Source organism: Streptomyces sp. NPDC097107 (genome assembly GCF_044762405.1).
In the GTDB taxonomy this organism is placed as follows: Bacteria; Actinomycetota; Actinomycetes; order Streptomycetales; family Streptomycetaceae; genus Streptomyces; species Streptomyces thinghirensis.
In genome coordinates, this window is the sequence record NZ_JBIWEF010000005.1 from 359,157 (window position 1) to 378,390 (window position 19,234).

Consider the following 19,234-nt stretch of genomic DNA (forward strand, 5'->3'; position numbering starts at 1 on the left):
GGCGCCGACGCGCCGGCTGCGGCCGCACGAGGAGCTGGCGGCATGAGGGGGAGAGAGGAAAAGAGGTTGCACGAGACGTCTCGTCTCGCGTACCTTCGGCACATGACCGCTCCCGCACACATCGCCATGTTCTCCATCGCCGCGCACGGCCACGTGAACCCAAGCCTGGAGGTGATCCGCGAGCTCGTCGCGCGAGGGCACCGGGTGACGTACGCGATCCCGCCGCTCTTCGCGGAGAAGGTCGCCGAGGCGGGTGCCGAACCCAAGCTGTGGGACAGCACGCTGCCCGGCCCCGACGCCGACCCGGAAGCGTGGGGGACCACCCTGCTGGACAACGTCGAGCCGTTCCTCGACGACGCGATCCAGGCGCTCCCGCAACTCGTCGAGGCGTACGAGGGAGACGAACCGGACCTGATCCTGCACGACATCGCCGCCTACCCGGCCCGGGTCCTCGGCCACCGCTGGGGCGTGCCCGTGGTCTCCCTCTCGCCGTGCATGGTCGCCTGGGAGGGGTACGAGCAGGAGGTCGGCGAGCCGATGTGGGAGGAGCCCCTGAAGACCGAGCGCGGCCAGGCGTACTACGCACGTTTCCACGCCTGGCTGGAGGAGAACGGGATCACCCAGCACCCCGACCCGTTCGCCGGCCGCCCCGACCGGTCCCTGGTGCTGATCCCCAAGGCGCTCCAGCCCAACGCGGACCGGGTCGACGAGAAGACGTACACCTTCGTCGGCGCCTGCCAGGGCGACCGCGCCGCCGAGGGGGACTGGCAGCGTCCCGAGGGGGCCGAGAAGGTCGTCCTGGTGTCCCTCGGATCGGCGTTCACCAAGCAGCCGGCCTTCTACCGGGCGTGCGTCGAGGCCTTCGCAGGGCTGCCCGGCTGGCACGTGGTGCTCCAGATCGGCAAGCACGTCGACGCCGCCGAACTGGGCGACGTACCGGAGAACGTCGAAGTCCGCTCGTGGGTTCCCCAGTTGGCGATCCTCCAGCAGGCCGACCTGTTCGTCACCCACGCGGGCGCCGGCGGCAGTCAGGAGGGACTGGCCACCGCCACGCCGATGATCGCCGTACCGCAGGCCGTGGACCAGTTCGGCAACGCGGACATGCTCCAGGGGCTCGGCGTCGCCCGCCACCTCCCCACCGGGGAGGCCACCGCCGAGGCGCTGCGCACCGCTGCCCTCGCCCTGGTCGGTGACCCGGAGGTGGCCGGGCGGCTGAAGGAGTTCCAGGCACAGATGGCACAGGAGGGTGGCACTCGACGGGCCGCGGACCTGATCGAGGCGGAGCTGGCGGCGGCGCGGGCCTGACCGCACCGAAGCGGACGACGGCGAAGGGCCCGTCGGCAGCGGACGACGGCGAAGGGCCCGTCGGCAGCGGACGACGGCGAAGGGCCCGTGGGTTCCAGGAGGAGTTCCCGGAACCGACGGGCCCTTGGGCTGTCAGCCGCAGCGGCGGTCGCTCACACCCCGACCCGCTCGCCCTCGTCGTCCCGGGCCGCCGGCACGATCGCCTCGGGCGTCTCGTCGTGGGTGAGGTCGGGCAGCCGGTGCAGCCACTTCGGCAGGTACCAGTTGCGCTCGCCGAGCAGGGCCATCACGGCCGGCAGCAGCACGCCCCGGATGATCGTCGCGTCGATCAGCACCGCCGCCGCCAGGCCCACGCCCATCTGCTTCATGGACTGCATGGACTGCGTGCCGCAGATGGCGAAGACGGCGACCATGATGACGGCGGCGCTGGTGACGACACCCGCCGTGGTGACCACGCCGTGCTGGATCGCGTCCCTGGTGGTCCGTCCCCGCAGCCGCGCCTCGCGGATCCGCGAGACCACGAACACGTGGTAGTCCATCGACAGGCCGAACAGGATCACGAAGAGGAACAGCGGCAGCCAGGTGATGATGGCGCCCACCCCCTCGGCGCCCACCAGCGAGGCACCCCAGCCGTGCTGGAAGACGGCGACCAGGATGCCGTACGCCGCGCCCACCGACAGCAGGTTCAGCACGATCGAGGTGAGCGCGATCGTCAGCGAGCGGAACGACAGCAGCATCAGCAGGAAGGCGAAGACCACCACGAACACGAAGACCGGGAGGACCGACCCGACGAGCTGGTCGTTGAAGTCCTTGGACCCCGCGACCTGTCCGGTGATCGGGGCCTCGACGCCGTCGACCCTGCCGAGCGTCGCCGGCCGGACGTCGTCGCGCAGCTTGTCCAGGCTCTCGCCCGCCTTGTCCTGGTCGGAGCCACCCACCAGCGGGACGTGGACCAGGGCGACGTTCTGCTCGTCGTGCCGCGTGACGTCGACCGGCCCGCGCGAGGCGCCGGAACTGACCGCCCGCTCCCGGAAGTCGGCGAGTGCGGCCCGCACCTCGGGCGCGTTGATGTCGTCGGCCTTCACGACCACCTCGGCCGGGTCCGACCCGCCCGGGAACGCCTCGTTGACCCGGTTGTACGTCTGCACGATCGGCAGCGAGCCGCCGAACTCCTGGTCCAGCGTGAGGTTCTCCGTCTTCATGCCGATGGCGGGCGCGGCGACGGCCAGCAGTGCGCCGGTCGCCACCGCGGCGGCGAGCAGCGGCTTGGCGAGCACGCGCCGAAGGACGGCAGTCCAGAACCGGCTGCCCTCGGAGGCGCCGTTCTTCCGGCGCCGGCGCAGGAACGGAAGGCGTCCCTTCTCGACCCGCTCGCCCAGCAGGGACAGCAGCGCCGGCAGCACCGTCACCGAGCCGGCCATGGCGACCGCGACCACCATCAGCGAGGCCAGGCCCATCGCCTCGAACTCGGCGATGCCGGTGAACAGCATGCCCGCCATCGCCGCGCACACCGTGACACCGGAGACGACGATCGCCCGGCCGCTGGTGGCGGCGGCGATCCTGAGCGCGGTCTGCGCGTCCCGCCCGGCGGCGCGCTCCTCGCGCTCGCGGCGCAGATAGAACAGGCAGTAGTCGACGCCGACGGCCAGACCGACCAGCAGCATCACGGAGTTGGCGGTCTCGCTCATCGGCTGGAAGTGGCTGACCAGGCCCATCGTCGCCATGATCGCGGTGATCGCCAGCGCCACCGGCACCAGCGCCGCCACCAGCGCGCCGAACGCGACGAGCAGGATGCCGAGGGCCACCGGGACCGCGGAGTACTCGGCCTTCTTGAAATCGTCGCCGAACGCGTCGTCGAACGTCTTCATCATGCTGGCGCCGCCGATCTCCTCGATCCGCAGCGACCCGTGCTCCTTCTGGACGCCCTCGACGGCCTTCAGCACCGGCTCGACCCGCTCGCCCGCGGTGTCCGCCTCGCCGCGCATGTCGAACTGCACCAGCGCGCTGCGGCCGTCCTTCGAGATGGTCCTGGCCTCGTACGGCGTGGTCACCCCCGTCTCGTCGGCCTCTTCGGTGACGTGCGCCGGTGTCGGCTCATCCCTCCGTATCGCCGTACCTCACCGCTGAGGAGGACTCGGGCCCCTACACCTACCGGGGTTACCCGAAAGTCGTGATCAGGGTGCGACGCGGTACCCGGAGTCTTCCGCAGAGTTGTTGAATAAGTCACAGGAGTGTGTAGTGGTTGAACCGCGCACACCGCATCGGCGAGAGTGGCGCGCACGTCGGCCGTCGTGCCCACCCCCACGGGGCACGACGGCCGTCCTATGGTGTGCGCATGACGACGATGTACGCGGCGCTCCTGCGCGGGATCAACGTGGGCGGCGCGAGGAAGGTCCCGATGGCCGAACTGCGCGCTCTCCTGGAAGGCCTCGGCCATGACGCCGTGCGCACACATCTCCAGAGCGGCCAGGCCGTGTTCGCGTCCGGCCGCGGGGACGAGGAGTCCCTGGCCGCCGAGTTGACGCGGGCGATCGAGGAGCGCTTCGGCTTCGCGGTGGACGTGATCGTGCGCGACCACGCCTATCTGCGGGCGGTCGCCGAGGAGTGCCCGTTCCCGGCCGCCGACCTGGAGGCCAAGCAGCTGCACGTCACGTACTTCTCCGCGCCGGTCGACGCGGAACGCTTCGCGGCGATCGACCGGCCGGCGTTCCTCCCGGAGGAGTTCCGCCTCGGCGACCGCGCCCTGTACCTGTACGCGCCGGACGGCCTCGGCCGCTCCAAGCTCGCCGAGGCCCTCGCCAAGCCCCGGGTCAACAAGGGCGTGGTCGCCACCTCCCGCAACTGGAACACCGTCACCAAGCTCGTGGAGCTGACCGCCCCCTGACCGACCGGCGCGGGGCGGTCAGGCCCCAACCGCCGCCGCCAGCACCGGCGTCCGCGCCTCGTCGTACCGCTCCAGCAGCACCCGCGCCACCTCCGGCGAGGGACCCAGGACGTCCGCCAGCACGTCCGCCCGCTCCGCGCCCCGTGCGATGCGGTCCGGCAGGTGACCGGGGGCCAGGACGTACGGCGCCACGGCCACGCGCGCGCAGCCCAGCTCCCGCAGCTCGCGCACCGCGTCCTCGGTGCGCGGAAGGGATGCGGAGGCGAACGCAGGCCGCACGGCGCACCAACCGGTGTGCCGCCACTCCCGCGCGATTTCTGCGATCACTGCGATCGCCTCCGGGTCGGAGGACCCCGCCGAGGCCAGCACGACCCCGGTCGAGGACTTGTCGGCGGGGGTGAGGCCCGCCTCGTACAGGCGCCGCTCCAGCGCCGACAGCAGCAGCGGCGACGGGCCGAGCACCTCGGCCTGCCGGATCCGCAGCCGCGGGGGCGCGTCCGCGAGGACCGCCGGGATGTCAGCCTTGGCGTGGAAGGCACGGGTCAGCAGGAGCGGGAGTGCCACGACGTCCCGCACACCCTCCGTCTCCAGGGACTCCAGCACGCCCTGCACCGAGGGCACGTTGAAGTCCAGGAAGCCGGTCTCCACCCGTACGTCCGGGCGCACCGCCCTGACCCGGCGCACCAGGGCGTGCACGGTCGCGGCGTGCCGCGGGTCGCGGCTGCCGTGGGCGATGACCAGGAGGACCGGCGGGGACGTCATGGCTGTCAGCTCCTCACCAGCAGACCGCGGCTGCGCAGCACCCACCGCTCCAGCGGGCTGAAGATCAGCAGGTCGATGGCGATGCCGACGATCAGGATGAGGAGGATCGCCTCGAAGACCATGGCCATGTCGCTGGCGTTGCGGCCGTTCTCCAGCAACTGCCCGAGGCCGACACCGAGGTCGGGGAAGGAGGCGATGATCTCGGCGGCCATCAGGGAGCGCCAGGAGAACGCCCAGCCCTGCTTGAGGCCCGCGACATAGCCGGGCAGCGCGGCTGGCAGCACGATGTGCCAGGTGCCCTTCAGTCCGGTCGCTCCCAGGGTGCGGCCCGCGCGCAGGTAGAGGGGGGAGACCTGGTCGACGCCGGAGACCAGGCCGTTGGCGATGGAGGGGACCGCGCCGAGCAGGATGACGGCGTACATCATCGAGTTGTTCAGGCCCAGCCAGATCACGGCCGGCGGTACCCACGCCACCGACGGCAGCGACTGGAGGCCGGAGAGGATCGGGCCGATCGCGGCGCGCACGAACCTCACCCGGGCCACCAGCAGTCCCAGCGGCGTGCCGATCACCAGTGCCAACAGGAAGCCGGAAAGTCCGCGCGAGACGCTGGTCCAGATGTAGCCGAGCAGTTCGCCCCGGAGCCAGGCCTGGTGGACCACGTCCCAGACGTCGGACGGGGCGGGCAGCTTGGTCGGGTCGTCGACGATCTTGAAGGAGACCAGTGCCTGCCAGACCGCCAGCACCAGCAGCACGGCCGCGACCGGCGGCAGGATCTTCTGCGTGAGCGTCTGGCGGAAGGGCGTACGGCCCCTCTGCTGGGTCTCCAAAGCGTCGAGACCCGCCTCCAGACCGGCGAGGTCGCCCGCTTCCTTGCCGGGCGTGGTGGTCTCAGTGCTGGCCATGTCGGCGGATCTCCCCACGCAGTTCTTCGGTGATCTCGACGGACAGTTCCGCCACGGCGGTGTCCTCGATGCGGCGCGGATGCGGGATGCCGACCGTCCACTGGCGGGCGATGCGTCCGGGGCGGGAGGAGAGCAGCACCACGCGCTCCGCGAGCCGGACGGCCTCGCGGACGTTGTGCGTGACGAAGAGGACGGACAGCCGCGTCTCGCGCCAGATCCGGGTCAGCTCGTCGTGCAGCACGTCCCGGGTGATGGCGTCCAGCGCCGCGAACGGCTCGTCCATCAGCAGCAGCTTGCTCTCCTGGGCGAGTGCACGGGCCATCGCGACCCGCTGGCGCATACCGCCCGACAGCTCGTGCACCCGCTTGCCGTACGCGCCCTTCAGCCGGACGAGTTCGAGCAGCTCCTCCGCCTTGTCGCGGCGCTCGGACTTGGGCACGCCCCGCAGCTTGAGGGCGAGTTCGATGTTCTTGCCGGCGGTCAGCCACGGGAACAGGGCGTGCTCCTGGAACATCAGGGCCGGCCGCCCGTCCGTGGTGATCGCCCCGGCGCTCGGCTTGTCCAGGCCCGCCACGAGGTTCAGCAGTGTGGACTTGCCGCAGCCGGAGGCCCCCAGGAGGGTGACGAACTCGCCGGGCGCGACATCGAGGCTGATGTCGTCCAGCACGAGCTGCTGCCCGGCGGGGCCCCCGAACGACTTCGAGACGTGCTCGATCCGCGCGGCGTGCGAGGCCGCCTCGGTGCCCTCGTCGGCCTTGGCGAGGGTCGTGGTCGTGGCCATGGTCGTCACCTCCTGGGAATGGTCGGGATCCGGGCCTACTGGACGCCGAGGCCGGCGTCGTCGACCGCGGGTTCGCCCTTGGCCTCGAGAACCTTGTTGAGCAGCGTGAGGTCGTAGATGCCCTTGAGGTCGGGCTGCTCAAGCAGACCCGCCTTGACGGCGTGGTCCGCCTGGGCGTCGAGGGTGGCGGCCAGCGGGTCGTCGGTCAGCCGGATCGACTCCCACGCCGGGTCCAGGACGTCGGCGGGCAGCGCCTTGCCGGTGTCCTTCTCCAGCTGCCTGTTCGCCGAGGCCTTCGCCTCGTCGGGGTTGGCCTCGATCCACTCGTTGGTGTCCACCGAGGCCTTCAGCACCGCCTCGACGACCTTCGGGTGCTCCTTGAGGAACTTCTGCGACACGATGATGTTCGTGATCACGAACTTCTCGTCCGGCCACAGCGTCGACTCGTCCAGCAGCACCTTGCCGCCCTGGGCGACGAGCCTGGACGCGGTGGGCTCCGGCACCCACGCGCCGTCGACGGAACCGGACCTGAAGGCGTCCGGCGTCACCTTGTTGTCGCTGCGGACGACCGTCACGTCGCCCTTGCCGCTCTGCGCGTCGACGTTCCAGCCCTGCTCGGCGACCCAGTTGAGGAACGCCACGTCCTGCGTGTTGCCCAGCTGCGGGGTCGCGATGCGCTTGCCCTTGACGTCCTCCAACGACTTGATCTTGTCCGGGTTCACCACCAGCTTCACCCCGCCGGAGGCCGAACCGCCGATGACCCGCAGGTTCCTGCCGTCCGCCTTGGCGTAGCCGTTGATCGCCGGGGAGGGGCCGATCCAGCCGATGTCGACGGAGCCGGAGTTCAGCGCCTCGATCTCGGACGGGCCCGCGTTGAAGACCGCGTACTTGGCCTCGGTGGCGCCCAGCTCCTTCTGGAAGAAGCCCTTCTGGTTGCCGACCAGCGCGGTGGCGTGGGTGACGTTGCCGAAGTAGCCGATCCGGACGGAGTCGAGACCGTCGATCTTCTCGGCCCCGGCGGCGATCTCCGCGCCCGAGTCGTCCTTGGCCTGGGAGCCGTACCCGCAGCCGGCGAGCGCCAGCAGCGGGAGGGCGGCCAGGACCGCGAGAGCGCGGCGCAGGGCGGTGGTGGCAGGCACGGGAGGTGTTCCTCTCGTTGGCCCGGCGGTCACGCCTGTCGGTTGGTCCGAGGTGTCAGGTCGTGGCCGGGAGATCGGCGGGTTCGCGTCTGTGGCGGTGGGGGGTGAGGGCGCGCGAGCGGTGCGCGTACGTCACCGCGCACATCGCCCGACGCCGCCCTGCCCGCTCCCCAGGGCGCCGCTGCCGACGCGGCCGCCCTCCTTCGCGAACGTGGAGTAGAAGTCGGGGGAGCCCATGGCTAGAAGTCCCACCCGTCGTCGTCCGCCTCGTCGTTGACCGGCTTCGGTGTGGCGAAGGACTCGCCGGCCATGCCCGCGGTGAGCGTGGTGCCGTCGCTCGGGTCGATCAGGATGAACGAACCCGTGCGCCGCGAGTCGGCGTAGGAGTCGGCGGGCAGTGGCTCGGCCGTACGGATCTTCACCCGGCCGATGTCGTTCGCGACGAGCTGCCCGGGGTGCGGGTGCAGCGACAGGTCGTCCAGCGTGAGCCGGGCCGGGATGTCCTTGACGATCGCCTTGACCGTGCGGGTGCCGTGCTTGAGCAGCACCCGGTGCCCGACGGTGAGCGGCGCGTCGGCGACGTGGCAGACCGTGGCCTCGACGTCCTGGGTGGTGGCCGGCGCGTCCTTGCGGGGCACGATCAGGTCGCCGCGCGAGACGTCGATGTCGTCCTCGAGCAGCAGCGTCACCGACTGCGGCGTCCAGGCGGCGTCGACCGGCTCGCCCAGCAGGTCGATGCCGGACACCTTCGAGGTGCGGCCCGACGGCAGGACGGTGACCTCGTCGCCGACGCGGAAGGTGCCGGCGGCGATCTGGCCCGCGTAGCCGCGGTAGTCGGGGTGCTCGGCGGTGCGCGGGCGGATCACGTACTGCACGGGCAGCCGGGCGTGGCAGTGTGCCAGGTCGTGGCTGACCGGGACGGTCTCCAGGTGTTCGAGGACGGTCGGGCCGCCGTACCAGTCCATGACCGCCGACGGTTCCACCACGTTGTCGCCGGCGAGCGCCGAGATCGGGATCGCGGTGACCTCCGGGACGCCCAGCTCGGTCGCGTACGCCGTGAACTCCTCGGCGATGGCGGCGAACACGGGCTCCTTGTAGTCGACCAGGTCCATCTTGTTGACGGCGAGGACGACGTGCGGGACGCGCAGCAGGGCGGCGATCGCGGCGTGCCGGCGGGTCTGCTCGACGACGCCGTTGCGGGCGTCGACCAGGATCACCGTCAGCTCGGCCGTGGAGGCGCCGGTGACCATGTTCCGGGTGTACTGCACGTGCCCGGGGGTGTCGGCCAGGATGAACCGGCGGCGCGGGGTGGCGAAGTAGCGGTAGGCCACGTCGATGGTGATGCCCTGCTCGCGCTCGGCCCGCAGGCCGTCGGTGAGCAGCGCGAGGTCCGGGGCCTCCTGGCCGCGGCTCGCGGAGGCGCGCTCCACGGCCTCCAGCTGGTCGACGAGGACCGACTTGGAGTCGTGCAGCAGCCGGCCGACCAGGGTGGACTTGCCGTCGTCGACGGACCCGGCGGTGGCGAACCGCAGCAGGGTCGTCTCCGACAGCTGCCAGGCCGCCAGCGGCTCGGTGGGTTCGGTGGTGCTGGTCATGGCTAGAAGTACCCCTCGCGCTTGCGGTCTTCCATCGCGGCCTCGGACATCTTGTCGTCGGCGCGGGTCGCGCCGCGCTCGGTGAGCCGGGAGACGGCGATCTCCGCGATCACCTTGTCGATGGAGTCGGCGTCCGAGTCGACGGCTCCGGTGCAGGACATGTCGCCGACGGTGCGGTAGCGGACCCGCCGCTCGACCACCGTCTCGCCGTCCTTCGGGCCGCCCCACTCGCCGGCGGTCAGCCACATGCCGCCGCGTCCGAAGACCTCGCGCTCGTGGGCGTAGTAGATCGCCGGCAGTTCGATGGACTCGCGGGCGATGTACTGCCACACGTCCAGCTCGGTCCAGTTGGAGAGCGGGAAGACGCGGACGTGCTCGCCGGGGGCGTGCCGGCCGTTGTACAGGTTCCACAGCTCGGGGCGCTGGCGGCGCGGGTCCCACTGGGAGAACTCGTCCCGCAGCGAGAACACCCGCTCCTTGGCGCGGGCCTTCTCCTCGTCGCGGCGCCCGCCGCCGAAGACGGCGTCGAACTTCTCCGCCTGGATCTTCTCGGTCAGCGGCAGCGTCTGCAGCGGGTTGCGGGTGCCGTCCGGGCGCTCCTTGAGTACCCCGCGGTCGATGTAGTCCTGCACGGAGGCGACGTGCAGGCGCAGCCCGTGCTTCTCGACCGTGCGGTCGCGGTAGTCGAGGACCTCGGGGAAGTTGTGCCCGGTGTCCACGTGCAGCAGCGAGAACGGGACCGGCGCGGGGGCGAACGCCTTCAGCGCCAGGTGCAGCATCAGGATCGAGTCCTTGCCGCCGGAGAAGAGGATCACCGGCCGCTCGAACTCGCCCGCCACCTCGCGGAAGATGTGCACCGCCTCGGACTCCAGGGCGTCGAGGTGGGAGAGGGCGTACGGGCTGTCCGTACCCTCCGCCACTGTGGCCACGGACGTCGTCATGCCAGTCCCCTTTCGGTGAGCAGGGCGTGGACCGCCGCGGCGGACTCCTGGACGGTCTGGTCCTGCGACTCGATGCGCAGGTCGGGCGCGACGGGCTCCTCGTACGGGTCGTCGACCCCGGTGAGCCCGGTCAGCTCACCCGCGGCCTGCTTGGCGTACAGGCCCTTCACATCGCGCACCGAGCACACCTCGACCGGGGTGGCCACGTGTACTTCCACGTATGCCGTGCCGTTCGCCTCGTGCCGCTTGCGGACCGCGTCCCGGCTGTCCGCGTACGGGGCGATCACCGGCACCAGCGCCGTGACGCCGTTGCGGGCGAGCAGTTCGGCGACGAAGCCGATGCGCTGCACGTTGGTGTGCCGGTCCTCGCGGCTGAAGCCGAGGCCCGCGGAGAGGAACTCGCGGATCTCGTCGCCGTCGAGGAGCTCGACGCGGCGGCCCTGCTCGCGGAGCCGGCCGGCCAGTTCGTGGGCGATGGTGGTCTTGCCGGCGCTGGGCAGACCCGTGAGCCAGACGGTGGCTCCGGTCGTCACAGGGTTCTCCTGAATCTCAGTGGTCGTCGTCATGTCAGCCGTGCAGCCCGCACTCGGTCTTCGAGCGGCCCGCCCAGCGGCCGGCGCGGGCGTCCTCGCCCTCCAGCACACGGCGGGTGCAGGGCGCGCAGCCCACGGAGGCATAGCCGTCCATCAGCAGCGGGTTGGTGAGGACACCGTGCTCGTCGACGTACGTTTGCACATCTTCCTGTGACCACTTGGCGATGGGAGAGACCTTCACCTTCCGCCGCTTCTCGTCCCAGCCGACCACCGGCGTGTTCGCGCGGGTCTCGGACTCGTCGCGGCGCAGGCCGGTGGCCCAGGCCTGGTAGCCCTTCAGGCCCTCCTCCAGCGGCTTCACCTTGCGCAGCGCGCAGCACAGGTCGGGGTCGCGGTCGTGCAGCTTCGGCCCGTACTCGGCGTCCTGCTCGGCGACCGTCTGCCGCGGGGTGAGCGTGATGACGTTGACGTCCATCACGGCCTCCACCGCGTCCCGGGTGCCGATGGTCTCCGGGAAGTGGTAGCCGGTGTCGAGGAACACCACGTCCACGCCGGGCAGGGCGCGGGAGGCGAGGTGGGCGACGACCGCGTCCTCCATCGAGGAGGTCACGCAGAAGCGGCTGCCGAAGGTGTCGGCCGCCCACCGGAGGATCTCCAGCGCGGAGGCGTCCTCCAGCTCGCGGCCCGCCCGCTCGGCGAGTGCCTTGAGTTCCTCGGTCGTACGCTCTTCCTGAACCGCCGTCATATCGGTTCCCCTCCCGTGGAGTTGGGCTGAAGACCCCGGGCGAGGAGCCCGAGGAACCTCAACTGGAATGCGCGGTTGCATGCCCCGCATTCCCAGGCGCCGTGACCTTCCTCGTGCGGACGCAGGTCCTCGTCCCCGCAGTAGGGGCAGTAGAACGGCGCGGCGCGCTCCGTCATGACAGGGCCTCCTCGGAGGCGCGGGCCGCCCAGGTGGCGAAGCGCTCGCCGTCCTCGCGCTCGGCCTGGTAGCGGGTCAGGACCCGCTCCACGTAGTCCGGCAGCTCCTCCGCCGTGACCTTCAGGCCGCGCACCTTGCGGCCGAAGCCGGGCTCCAGGCCGAGCGCGCCGCCCAGGTGCACCTGGTAGCCCTCGACCTGCTCGCCCCGGTCGTCCAGGACCAGCTGGCCCTTGAGGCCGATGTCCGCGGTCTGGATGCGGGCGCAGGCGTTCGGGCAGCCGTTCAGGTTGATGGTGAGGGGCTCGTCGAACTCCGGGAGGCGACGCTCCAGCTCGTCGATCAGAGAGGCGCCGCGCGCCTTGGTCTCGACGATGGCGAGCTTGCAGAACTCGATGCCGGTGCAGGCCATGGTGCCGCGCCGGAAGGTGGAGGGCCGGGCGGTGAGGTCCAGCGCCTCCAGAGACTCGACCAGCGAGTCGACCTGCCCTTCCTCGACGTCGAGGACGATCATCTTCTGCTCGACGGTGGTGCGCACCCGGCCCGAGCCGTGCGCCTCCGCCAGGTCCGCGACCTTGGTCAGGATCGTGCCGTCGACGCGGCCGACGCGCGGGGCGAAGCCGACGTAGTAACGGCCGTCCTTCTGCCGGTGCACGCCGATGTGGTCACGCCAGCGGCTGGTCGGGTCGGCGGGTGCCGGGCCGTCGGTGAGCTTCCGCTTCAGGTACTCGTCCTCCAGCACCTGGCGGAACTTCTCCGCGCCCCAGTCGGCGACCAGGAACTTCAGGCGGGCGCGGTTGCGCAGCCGCCGGTATCCGTAATCGCGGAAGATCGAGATGACGCCCTCGTAGACGTCGGGGACGTCCTCGATGGGCACCCAGGCGCCGAGGCGCACGCCCAGCTTGGGGTTGGTGGACAGGCCGCCGCCGACCCACAGGTCGAAGCCCGGCCCGTGCTCGGGGTGCTCGACGCCGACGAACGCCACGTCGTTGATCTCGTGCACCACGTCCAGCACCGGCGACCCGGAGATCGCGGTCTTGAACTTCCGCGGCAAGTTCGAGTACGCCGGGTTGTTCAGGACCCGGCGCTTCATCTCCTCCAGCGCCGGCGTGCCGTCGATGATCTCGTCCTCGGCGATGCCCGCGACCGGGGAGCCGATCATCACGCGGGGCGTGTCGCCGCAGGCGGTGACCGTGGACAGGCCGACGCCCTCCAGGCGGTTCCAGATCTCGGGGACGTCCTCGATGCGGATCCAGTGGTACTGGACGTTCTGCCGGTCGGTGATGTCGGCCGTGCCGCGCGCGAACTCCTGCGAGATCTCGCCGATGACCCGCAGCTGTGCGGTGGTCAGCGCCCCGCCGTCGATGCGGACGCGCAGCATGAAGTAGCTGTCGTCCAGCTCCTCCGGCTCCAGGACGGCCGTCTTCCCGCCGTCGATGCCCTGCTTGCGCTGGGTGTACAGCCCCCACCAGCGCATCCGGCCACGCAGGTCGCCGGGGTCGATCGAGTCGAAACCCCGCTTGGAGTAGATCGTCTCAATACGTGTCCGTACGTTGAGACCGTCGTCGTCCTTCTTGGTCTGCTCGTTGGCGTTGAGCGGGGTGAAGTGACCGGCCGCCCACTGACCCTCGCCGCGGTGACGGCTCACCTTGCGGCGGGGGGTCGCGGCAGCAGGATTCGGCGGCGTGGCGGCCATGGTGTGACACGTCCTTCGGGACAGCGATGGATTGGGTCGGCGCGGAGCGCCGTCGGTGCCGGGAGGGGGCTCTGACCTGCGCGCGCAGGCGCACGGCATACGTGTGGGCGCGTACGCTTCATTGCGCGGGGATCAGGCGAATGGGGGGAATCCGGAGGTGCTGGAGGGCGCTCTCAGCGGCCCGGACAGATGGCGCTGGACATGCGGCCGAGGTCGACGTGCCGCCGACTCACCAAGGCAATTCCAGTTCCAGGCATGGCGGAAGCCTGGCACGGCGATCTGGACACAGTCCAGCTTCGTCCAAAATGCGGACACCCTTGTCTCGTGCAGCGAGACAAGGGTGTTGTGGATCACAGTGGAGCGGCGGTCGGTCAGGCGGGGAACGCTCCGGGCCAGGGTCCCGGAGCGGCCGCCTCCGCCTCCTCCTCGACCTTGGTGTCGAACAGGCGGAAGCCCCGGCGCTGGTAGTTGTCCATCGCGAATTCGCCGTCCTTGCTGCACGTGTGCAGCCACACCCGCTTGGTCGTGGCCAGCCCCGGCCACCGGTCCGCCAGGTCCCAGGCACGGGCAGCGCCGTACGAGAGCAGGTGGCCGCCGATGCGCCGGCCCCGGAAGGCCGGGATCAGGCCGAAGTACTCGATCTCCACGGCCCCGTCGTCCCCCGGGGTCAGCTCCACGTACCCGGCGGGCGTGCCGTGGTCGTAGGCGACCCAGGTCTCCACGCCGGTCCGCTCCAGGTGCTCCTGCCACCGCGCGTAGCTCCAGCCCAGCCGGTCCGTCCAGCGGATGTCGCCGCCGACCGAGGCGTACAGGAAGCGGCTGAACTCGGGGGAGGGCACCTCGGCGCGGACGATCCGGACGTCCCCCTCCGGTGCGGCGGCCGGCAGCAGATCGGTCGGCGCCGTCTGCTCCAGGGACCAGGTGGTCACGGCGATGTTGGTCATGCCGGTCAGGGAACCATCCGGTCCGCGGGTCTGTCGATCCCCGCCCGCGCGCACTGCCGGGACCCGTGGCCGTCAGTCGAGCGCGTCCTCGATCGAGGACAGCGGCAGTGCGAACAGCATGCGGCCCGACTGGGACCAGACCTCACCGGTCTGCGCCCAGTACGACAGGGAGCCCGCCTGTCCGCTCCAGCACCGCTGCGAGCGGTCCGCCCCGCACTCCGTGGCCCGGGCGCCCTCCGTGTCCTGGCGCCACAGGGTCCCGCGCCCGTCGTGCCCGCCGGCCGCGCGTCCCAGGTACCAGTCGGGGCGTGCCGCGCCGGCCGGGCGGTGCGAGAGTACGCCTCCGACCTCGGCCGCCCCGGTCTCGTACGCCTCCACCGCGTCGACATGTCCGAAGGGGTCGGTGGCCGGCAGTCCGGTGCGGGCCGGGTCCGTGCCGAACGCGTAGCGCCACAGCCGGGTGGGGCGGTCGTCGCCCGCGGGCACCCGCTCGCTCGCCACCAGGCTGTCGGGGACCGTGCCGCGGTCCAGGGAGATCGCGCCGGGGCGGGCGGCCCCGTCGGTGTCGGCCAGCCGGTACGAGGCGACGGCGGGCAGCACGTACGGGTGGCCGTCCGCCGCCCAGCCCCCGGGCACCCGCCCGACGGCGTCCGCGTCGGTGGTGGCGCGCTGGACCCGGTCCACGTCGTACACGTACAGCGCGTCGCGGTCCCCGGCACCGGCGGTGACCAGCAGCTTGTCCTGGTACCAGACCATGCCGGAGACGGGCGAGGCGAGCCCCCGGTAGTCGTGGCCGCCGTCGACCGGGACGGCGAGGAGCGCCGAGGTGTAGCTCAGGTGGCCGGGGTCGTCGGCGTCGACGAAGGAGACCCGGGCGAGGCCGCCCTCGGGCGTCCCGTCGTCGCGGGCCCAGGCGGACACGATGACGCGGTGGGCGCCCCAGCGCCCGTCCTCGTCGGCGTCCCCGGAGGTGGTGACCGCGCCGGGCCGCCAGCCCTCGGTGTCGCCCTCCTCCCAGCAGTAGGCCCGGGTGGCCGCGGGGGAGACCGGCAGGTCTTCGCGTTCCCCGGCCGTGCAGTCGGCGGCGTCGCGCAGCGTGCGGTCGGCGGAGCCGAGGACGGCGTCGACGCCCACCGGGTCGCCCATCGCGGTGGAGAGCCGGTCGAGCCAGGGTCGCGGCACGCGGTGCTCCGTCAGCCGCAGCGCGTCGGTCCCGACGGCGGAGGTGAGGGGTTCGAGAGCGCCGGGGTCGTCGGCGACCGTGGCCTGCGAGGCGCTGATCAGCGTGGCGGCACCCGTCAGTGCGAGGGCGGCCCCGGCCAGGGCCGCGCGCAAGGCCCTGCCCCGCCTGCGTCGGCGGTGTCTGCCGCGCTGCTTCATAGAACCTCCACGGACACCGGACCAACTGGGCTCGACGGTGGCCATGTTGACCGAGGAGCGGATGGGGCGGTCCCTGGAGGATGCTACGGCAGACGGACGGGTTCGCGGAGGCGGACGATGCAAATATGCGAGAACGCGCCGTCTTACCGGCCACCCCGGACGGCCCGCCACCCAGTTCCCCTGGCCCCCGAAGGAGCCCGCGGCCGTTCAGTGCGCCGGCAGCGACGCCCTGCGTTCCGCCACCGCCGGTGCCGTCGAGTGGGGGAGGAGGTCGCGCGGGTCGTCCGGGAGGACCACCTCGATCTCCGCGTCCTCGCAGAAACGATACGGCCGGTGTTCCAGGTAGGCCCCGAGATACCTCCGCACCCGCGACATCTCGGCCCGTACGGTCACCGTGCGGGCCGGGTCGCCGAACATGTCCTCGGCCAGCCCCGACGCGCTGCGGCCGGCGCGGTGCACGGCCAGCAGGTACAGCAACTCGGCATGCCGGGGACTCAGTTCCCGGGCCCACGCCTCCGCGCCGCCCAGCACCCGGACCGACCAGCGGCGCGGCTGCCCGAGGTCCAGCACGATCCGGACCGCTCCCTGCGGCACCGGCTCCTCGGCGGCCCGCACCAGCCAGCCCTCGCCCAGCGGCTCCACGGTGCACGCCCCGAACGCCGGCAGCCACCTCGGCCCCGCCGCCAAGGACTTGGGCAGCGTCACCCGCTCCAGGTACGGCATCCCCGTCACCGCCGCCGTCCAGCCGTCACGGTCCGTCACCAGCGCCCGCCCGCCGAGCCGGGCCAGCACCGGCGCGGCCACCGCACGCAGCCGCTCCAGCGTCAGCACGTGCAACTCGCGCAACCGGGCCTCGGCGAGCTTGGCCACCGAGTCGACCCAGGCGAGCGTCGCCGGGTGCATCGTCTCCAGCGGCCCGCTCACGTCGACCACGCCGAGCAGCCGGCCACTGCGCGGATCGGTGATGGGCGCCCCGGCGCAGGTCCAGGTCGCCTGGGACCGAACGAAGTGCTCGGAGGCGAAGACCTGTACGGGCCGCCGGGTGATCGCCGGCGTGCCCACGCCGTTGGTGCCGACCACTTCCTCGCGCCAGTCCGCCCCGAGTTCGAAGCCGAGACCGTCGGCCTTGCGCAGCACCGGCGCGCTGCCCTCCCGCCACAGCACCCGGCCCTCGTCGTCGGCCACCACCATGATGTGGTGCGCGACGTCCGCGACCGACAGCAGACCCTCCCGCAGCACCGGCAACACGTGCCGCAGCCCCGAGGCCTCCCGCCGTCGCTGCACCTCCTCGGGGGACAGCAGCCCGGAGCGGAAGTCGTGCTCGGGATCGACCCCCCTGCGCAGCACCCGCTCCCAGGACTGCTCGATCACCGGACGCGGCGCCACCGGAGCCCGTCCGCCCGAGAGTTTCGCGGAACGGACCTCGTTGAGCGTCCGCGCCGCACGCGCCGTGTCGACGGCGGCGAACTGCGTCACGTCCATCGGCGAGAGAGCCACTGGTCCCCGTCCTCCCGGAAGCCGGATGTGCGGATACTCGGATGTTCGTCTGATAGTGACCGGATGCCCGTGACGGGAGGACACAGTCCGCACACAGTCGGCAGCAAGTTGCAACCCCCTGCAACCCTGGTGGACGGCCGTACCGGTGTCCAAACTTGAACCACGTCGCCCCGAGCGGCGTACGCGGCCTGAACGGGCCGGTGTGGCGGGGGTGGTGCCGTGTCGGCGCAGCACCACCCCCGTGCCACCCGGCGGGATCAGGCCGCTGTCGGCGGCCGGGCCCGCTCCACCACCGACGCCAGGTCCAGTGTGGGCGGCAGCGTGCCGAAGGCCGCGCCCCCGTCACCGCCCAGTCGCGCGGCGCAGAACGCGTCGGCGACCTCCGGCGGCGCGTACCGGACCAGCAGCGCGCCCTGGAGCACCAGCGCCAGCCGCTCCGCCAGCCGCCGCGCCCGCCCCTCGGCGGCCCCCAGATCGGCCAGCTCGGTCAGCAGGCCCCTGATCGCCGCGTCCAGACGGTGATCGGCGCCGCGCGCCAGACCCACCTCCGTGAGATACGCGTCCAGCGCCAGCGGCTCCCGCCCGAGCGCCCGCAGGATGTCCAGCGCCTGCACGTTGCCGGCGCCCTCCCAGATCGAGTTCAGCGGCGACTCGCGCACCAGCCGGGGCATCCCGGACTCCTCCACGTACCCGTTGCCGCCCAGGCACTCGGCGGCCTCCACCGCCACCGGCGCACACCGCTTGGTCACCCAGTACTTGGCCACCGGCACCGCGATCCGCAGCAGCGCACGCTCCCGCTCGTCGCCGCCCTCGGCGGCGTCGTAGGCCGCCGCCAGCCGCACCGCGAGCGTGGTGGCCGCCTCCGACTCGACCGCGAGATCCGCCAGGACGTTGCGCATCAGCGGCTGGTCGACCAGCTTCGCGCCGAAGGCCTCCCGGTAGGCGCAGTGGTGCACCGCCTGGGCGACGGCCTGCCGCATCAGACCCGCCGAACCCAGCACGCAGTCGAGCCGGGTCGCCGCCACCATGCCGATGACGGTGCGCACCCCGCTCCCCTCCTCGCCGACCCGGCGCGCCCAGGTCCCCGCGAACTCGACCTCGGCGGAGGCGTTGGACCGGTTGCCCAGCTTGTCCTTGAGCCGCTGGATCAGGAACACGTTGCGGGTGCCGTCCGCCAGCACCCGCGGCACCAGGAAGCAGGTCAGCCCTCCCGGGGCCTGCGCCAGCACCAGGAAGCCGTCCGACATCGGCGCCGAGCAGAACCACTTGTGCCCGGTCAGCTCGTACGTGCCGTCCTCGGCCAGCGGGCGCGCCGAGGTGGTGTTCGCCCGTACGTCGCTGCCGCCCTGCTTCTCCGTCATGCCCATCCCGAACAGCACTCCGGCCTTGAGGTGGGCGGGCCGCAGCTCCCGGTCGTACACGCGGGAGGCCAGCCGGGGCTCCCACTGCGCCGCGAGCCCCGGGTCGGCGCGCAGGGCCGGTACCGCCGCGTGGGTCATCGACAGCGGGCAGCAGTTCCCGGCCTCGACCTGGGTCCACATGAGGAAGGCGGCGGCACGCCGCACATGCCCGCCCGGCCGGGACCAGGCCGCGGTCAGGCCCGCCGAGACGCCCTTGCCCAGCAGCCGGTGCCAGGCCGGGTGGAAGCCGACCTCGTCGACACGGTGGCCGTAGCGGTCGTGGGTGCGCAGGACCGGCGGGTTCTCGTTGGCCTGCGCGCCCCACTCCTGGGTCTGGACCGATCCGCAGCCGCGGCCGAGCCCCGACAGCTCCTCCAGCGCCTCCTCGTGGAGCTCCGGTGCCAGATGCCGCTCGACCGCGGCCGTCAGGGCCCGGTCGGCGGTGAAGACGTCGTAGCCGACCAGCGGCGGCGCCTGATTCGTCACGGTGTGGGAGCTGCCTGCCATGACCGTGAACCTACCGTGCCGGGGACCCGCCGGGAGCCGGCACCGGACG

Annotated in this window: 17 protein-coding genes and 1 pseudogene; 2 read left to right on the plus strand and 16 right to left on the minus strand. The window is 72.0% G+C overall.

Annotation, left to right across the window (positions count from 1 at the left end; translation table 11 throughout):
• The first annotated feature begins 42 nt into the window (after nucleotides 1–42).
• Nucleotides 43–1,305 (plus strand): glycosyltransferase, encoded by a 1,263-nt coding sequence (locus tag ACIQ1J_RS14345; protein WP_403557008.1) that lies wholly within the window; start codon nucleotides 43–45, stop codon nucleotides 1,303–1,305.
• A 152-nt stretch (nucleotides 1,306–1,457) separates the two neighbouring features.
• Here the strand turns inward: ACIQ1J_RS14345 and ACIQ1J_RS14350 are convergent.
• Nucleotides 1,458–3,422, minus strand: a pseudogene (locus ACIQ1J_RS14350) (MMPL family transporter); the annotation flags it as partial.
• A gap of 218 nt (nucleotides 3,423–3,640) precedes the next feature.
• On the opposite strand from ACIQ1J_RS14350, the gene ACIQ1J_RS14355 reads away from it, so the two are divergent.
• On the plus strand, nucleotides 3,641–4,189 hold the full coding sequence (locus ACIQ1J_RS14355; protein ID WP_403557009.1) for a DUF1697 domain-containing protein: 549 nt from the start codon (nucleotides 3,641–3,643) through the stop codon (nucleotides 4,187–4,189).
• 18 nt (nucleotides 4,190–4,207) lie between these two features.
• Here ACIQ1J_RS14355 and ACIQ1J_RS14360 read toward each other — a convergent pair whose 3' ends face one another.
• From ACIQ1J_RS14360 to ACIQ1J_RS14430, 15 genes are all read right to left on the minus strand, one after another.
• On the minus strand, nucleotides 4,208–4,951 hold the full coding sequence (locus ACIQ1J_RS14360) for a sirohydrochlorin chelatase (RefSeq protein WP_403557010.1): 744 nt from the start codon (nucleotides 4,949–4,951) through the stop codon (nucleotides 4,208–4,210).
• Between the two features lie 5 nt (nucleotides 4,952–4,956).
• Nucleotides 4,957–5,853 (minus strand): ABC transporter permease, encoded by an 897-nt coding sequence (locus ACIQ1J_RS14365; protein WP_210963021.1) that lies wholly within the window; start codon nucleotides 5,851–5,853, stop codon nucleotides 4,957–4,959.
• On the minus strand, nucleotides 5,840–6,634 hold the full coding sequence (locus ACIQ1J_RS14370; protein ID WP_310870481.1) for an ABC transporter ATP-binding protein: 795 nt from the start codon (nucleotides 6,632–6,634) through the stop codon (nucleotides 5,840–5,842). The genes ACIQ1J_RS14365 and ACIQ1J_RS14370 overlap by 14 nt, the downstream gene beginning before the upstream one ends.
• A gap of 35 nt (nucleotides 6,635–6,669) precedes the next feature.
• A complete protein-coding gene (locus ACIQ1J_RS14375; RefSeq protein WP_403557011.1) occupies nucleotides 6,670–7,773 on the minus strand; it encodes an aliphatic sulfonate ABC transporter substrate-binding protein in 1,104 nt (367 codons plus the stop codon).
• 239 nt (nucleotides 7,774–8,012) lie between these two features.
• Nucleotides 8,013–9,368, minus strand: coding sequence for a sulfate adenylyltransferase subunit 1 (locus ACIQ1J_RS14380; RefSeq protein ID WP_403557012.1), 1,356 nt, complete (start codon nucleotides 9,366–9,368; stop codon nucleotides 8,013–8,015).
• 2 nt (nucleotides 9,369–9,370) lie between these two features.
• Nucleotides 9,371–10,309: a sulfate adenylyltransferase subunit CysD gene (gene cysD, locus ACIQ1J_RS14385; protein ID WP_403557013.1), complete on the minus strand. Its 939-nt coding sequence runs from the start codon at nucleotides 10,307–10,309 to the stop codon at nucleotides 9,371–9,373.
• Nucleotides 10,306–10,875 (minus strand): adenylyl-sulfate kinase, encoded by a 570-nt coding sequence (cysC, locus tag ACIQ1J_RS14390; RefSeq protein ID WP_121749830.1) that lies wholly within the window; start codon nucleotides 10,873–10,875, stop codon nucleotides 10,306–10,308. Before cysC ends, cysD begins: the two co-directional genes overlap by 4 nt.
• 1 nt (nucleotide 10,876) lies before the next feature.
• Nucleotides 10,877–11,587 (minus strand): phosphoadenylyl-sulfate reductase, encoded by a 711-nt coding sequence (locus ACIQ1J_RS14395; protein WP_383552552.1) that lies wholly within the window; start codon nucleotides 11,585–11,587, stop codon nucleotides 10,877–10,879.
• The gene (locus ACIQ1J_RS14400; protein ID WP_403557014.1) at nucleotides 11,584–11,763 is read right to left on the minus strand and encodes a hypothetical protein; all 180 of its coding nucleotides are present in this window, start codon (nucleotides 11,761–11,763) and stop codon (nucleotides 11,584–11,586) included. The genes ACIQ1J_RS14395 and ACIQ1J_RS14400 overlap by 4 nt, the downstream gene beginning before the upstream one ends.
• Nucleotides 11,760–13,457 (minus strand): sulfite reductase SirA, encoded by a 1,698-nt coding sequence (gene sirA / locus ACIQ1J_RS14405; protein ID WP_210963028.1) that lies wholly within the window; start codon nucleotides 13,455–13,457, stop codon nucleotides 11,760–11,762. Before sirA ends, ACIQ1J_RS14400 begins: the two co-directional genes overlap by 4 nt.
• 173 nt (nucleotides 13,458–13,630) lie before the next feature.
• Entirely contained in the window at nucleotides 13,631–13,714 is an 84-nt protein-coding gene (locus ACIQ1J_RS14410; protein ID WP_309475039.1) for a putative leader peptide, read from the minus strand.
• A 114-nt stretch (nucleotides 13,715–13,828) separates the two neighbouring features.
• The gene (locus ACIQ1J_RS14415; protein ID WP_403557015.1) at nucleotides 13,829–14,401 is read right to left on the minus strand and encodes a GNAT family N-acetyltransferase; all 573 of its coding nucleotides are present in this window, start codon (nucleotides 14,399–14,401) and stop codon (nucleotides 13,829–13,831) included.
• A 72-nt stretch (nucleotides 14,402–14,473) separates the two neighbouring features.
• On the minus strand, nucleotides 14,474–15,781 hold the full coding sequence (locus ACIQ1J_RS14420; protein ID WP_403557016.1) for a hypothetical protein: 1,308 nt from the start codon (nucleotides 15,779–15,781) through the stop codon (nucleotides 14,474–14,476).
• Nucleotides 15,782–15,988: 207 nt separating this feature from the next.
• Nucleotides 15,989–17,278 carry a GAF domain-containing protein gene (locus tag ACIQ1J_RS14425; RefSeq protein ID WP_403557017.1) on the minus strand — a complete coding sequence of 430 codons (1,290 nt, stop codon included), beginning with the start codon at nucleotides 17,276–17,278 and terminating at the stop codon, nucleotides 15,989–15,991.
• A 257-nt stretch (nucleotides 17,279–17,535) separates the two neighbouring features.
• On the minus strand, nucleotides 17,536–19,185 hold the full coding sequence (locus tag ACIQ1J_RS14430) for an acyl-CoA dehydrogenase family protein (RefSeq protein ID WP_403557018.1): 1,650 nt from the start codon (nucleotides 19,183–19,185) through the stop codon (nucleotides 17,536–17,538).
• Nucleotides 19,186–19,234 lie beyond the last annotated feature (49 nt).

What these genes read in the sequence shown, in the direction of transcription:
- ACIQ1J_RS14345 (WP_403557008.1), top strand. Translation starts at nt 43, where the DNA reads ATGAGGGGGAGAGAGGAAAAGAGGTTGCACGAGACGTCTCGTCTCGCG.
- ACIQ1J_RS14355 (WP_403557009.1), top strand. Translation starts at nt 3,641, where the DNA reads ATGACGACGATGTACGCGGCGCTCCTGCGCGGGATCAACGTGGGCGGC.
- ACIQ1J_RS14360 (WP_403557010.1), bottom strand. Translation starts at nt 4,951, where the DNA reads ATGACGTCCCCGCCGGTCCTCCTGGTCATCGCCCACGGCAGCCGCGAC.
- ACIQ1J_RS14365 (WP_210963021.1), bottom strand. Translation starts at nt 5,853, where the DNA reads ATGGCCAGCACTGAGACCACCACGCCCGGCAAGGAAGCGGGCGACCTC.
- ACIQ1J_RS14370 (WP_310870481.1), bottom strand. Translation starts at nt 6,634, where the DNA reads ATGGCCACGACCACGACCCTCGCCAAGGCCGACGAGGGCACCGAGGCG.
- ACIQ1J_RS14380 (WP_403557012.1), bottom strand. Translation starts at nt 9,368, where the DNA reads ATGACCAGCACCACCGAACCCACCGAGCCGCTGGCGGCCTGGCAGCTG.
- cysD (WP_403557013.1), bottom strand. Translation starts at nt 10,309, where the DNA reads ATGACGACGTCCGTGGCCACAGTGGCGGAGGGTACGGACAGCCCGTAC.
- cysC (WP_121749830.1), bottom strand. Translation starts at nt 10,875, where the DNA reads ATGACGACGACCACTGAGATTCAGGAGAACCCTGTGACGACCGGAGCC.
- ACIQ1J_RS14395 (WP_383552552.1), bottom strand. Translation starts at nt 11,587, where the DNA reads ATGACGGCGGTTCAGGAAGAGCGTACGACCGAGGAACTCAAGGCACTC.
- ACIQ1J_RS14400 (WP_403557014.1), bottom strand. Translation starts at nt 11,763, where the DNA reads ATGACGGAGCGCGCCGCGCCGTTCTACTGCCCCTACTGCGGGGACGAG.
- sirA (WP_210963028.1), bottom strand. Translation starts at nt 13,457, where the DNA reads ATGGCCGCCACGCCGCCGAATCCTGCTGCCGCGACCCCCCGCCGCAAG.
- ACIQ1J_RS14410 (WP_309475039.1), bottom strand. Translation starts at nt 13,714, where the DNA reads ATGCCTGGAACTGGAATTGCCTTGGTGAGTCGGCGGCACGTCGACCTC.
- ACIQ1J_RS14415 (WP_403557015.1), bottom strand. Translation starts at nt 14,401, where the DNA reads ATGACCAACATCGCCGTGACCACCTGGTCCCTGGAGCAGACGGCGCCG.
- ACIQ1J_RS14420 (WP_403557016.1), bottom strand. Translation starts at nt 15,781, where the DNA reads ATGAAGCAGCGCGGCAGACACCGCCGACGCAGGCGGGGCAGGGCCTTG.
- ACIQ1J_RS14430 (WP_403557018.1), bottom strand. Translation starts at nt 19,185, where the DNA reads ATGGCAGGCAGCTCCCACACCGTGACGAATCAGGCGCCGCCGCTGGTC.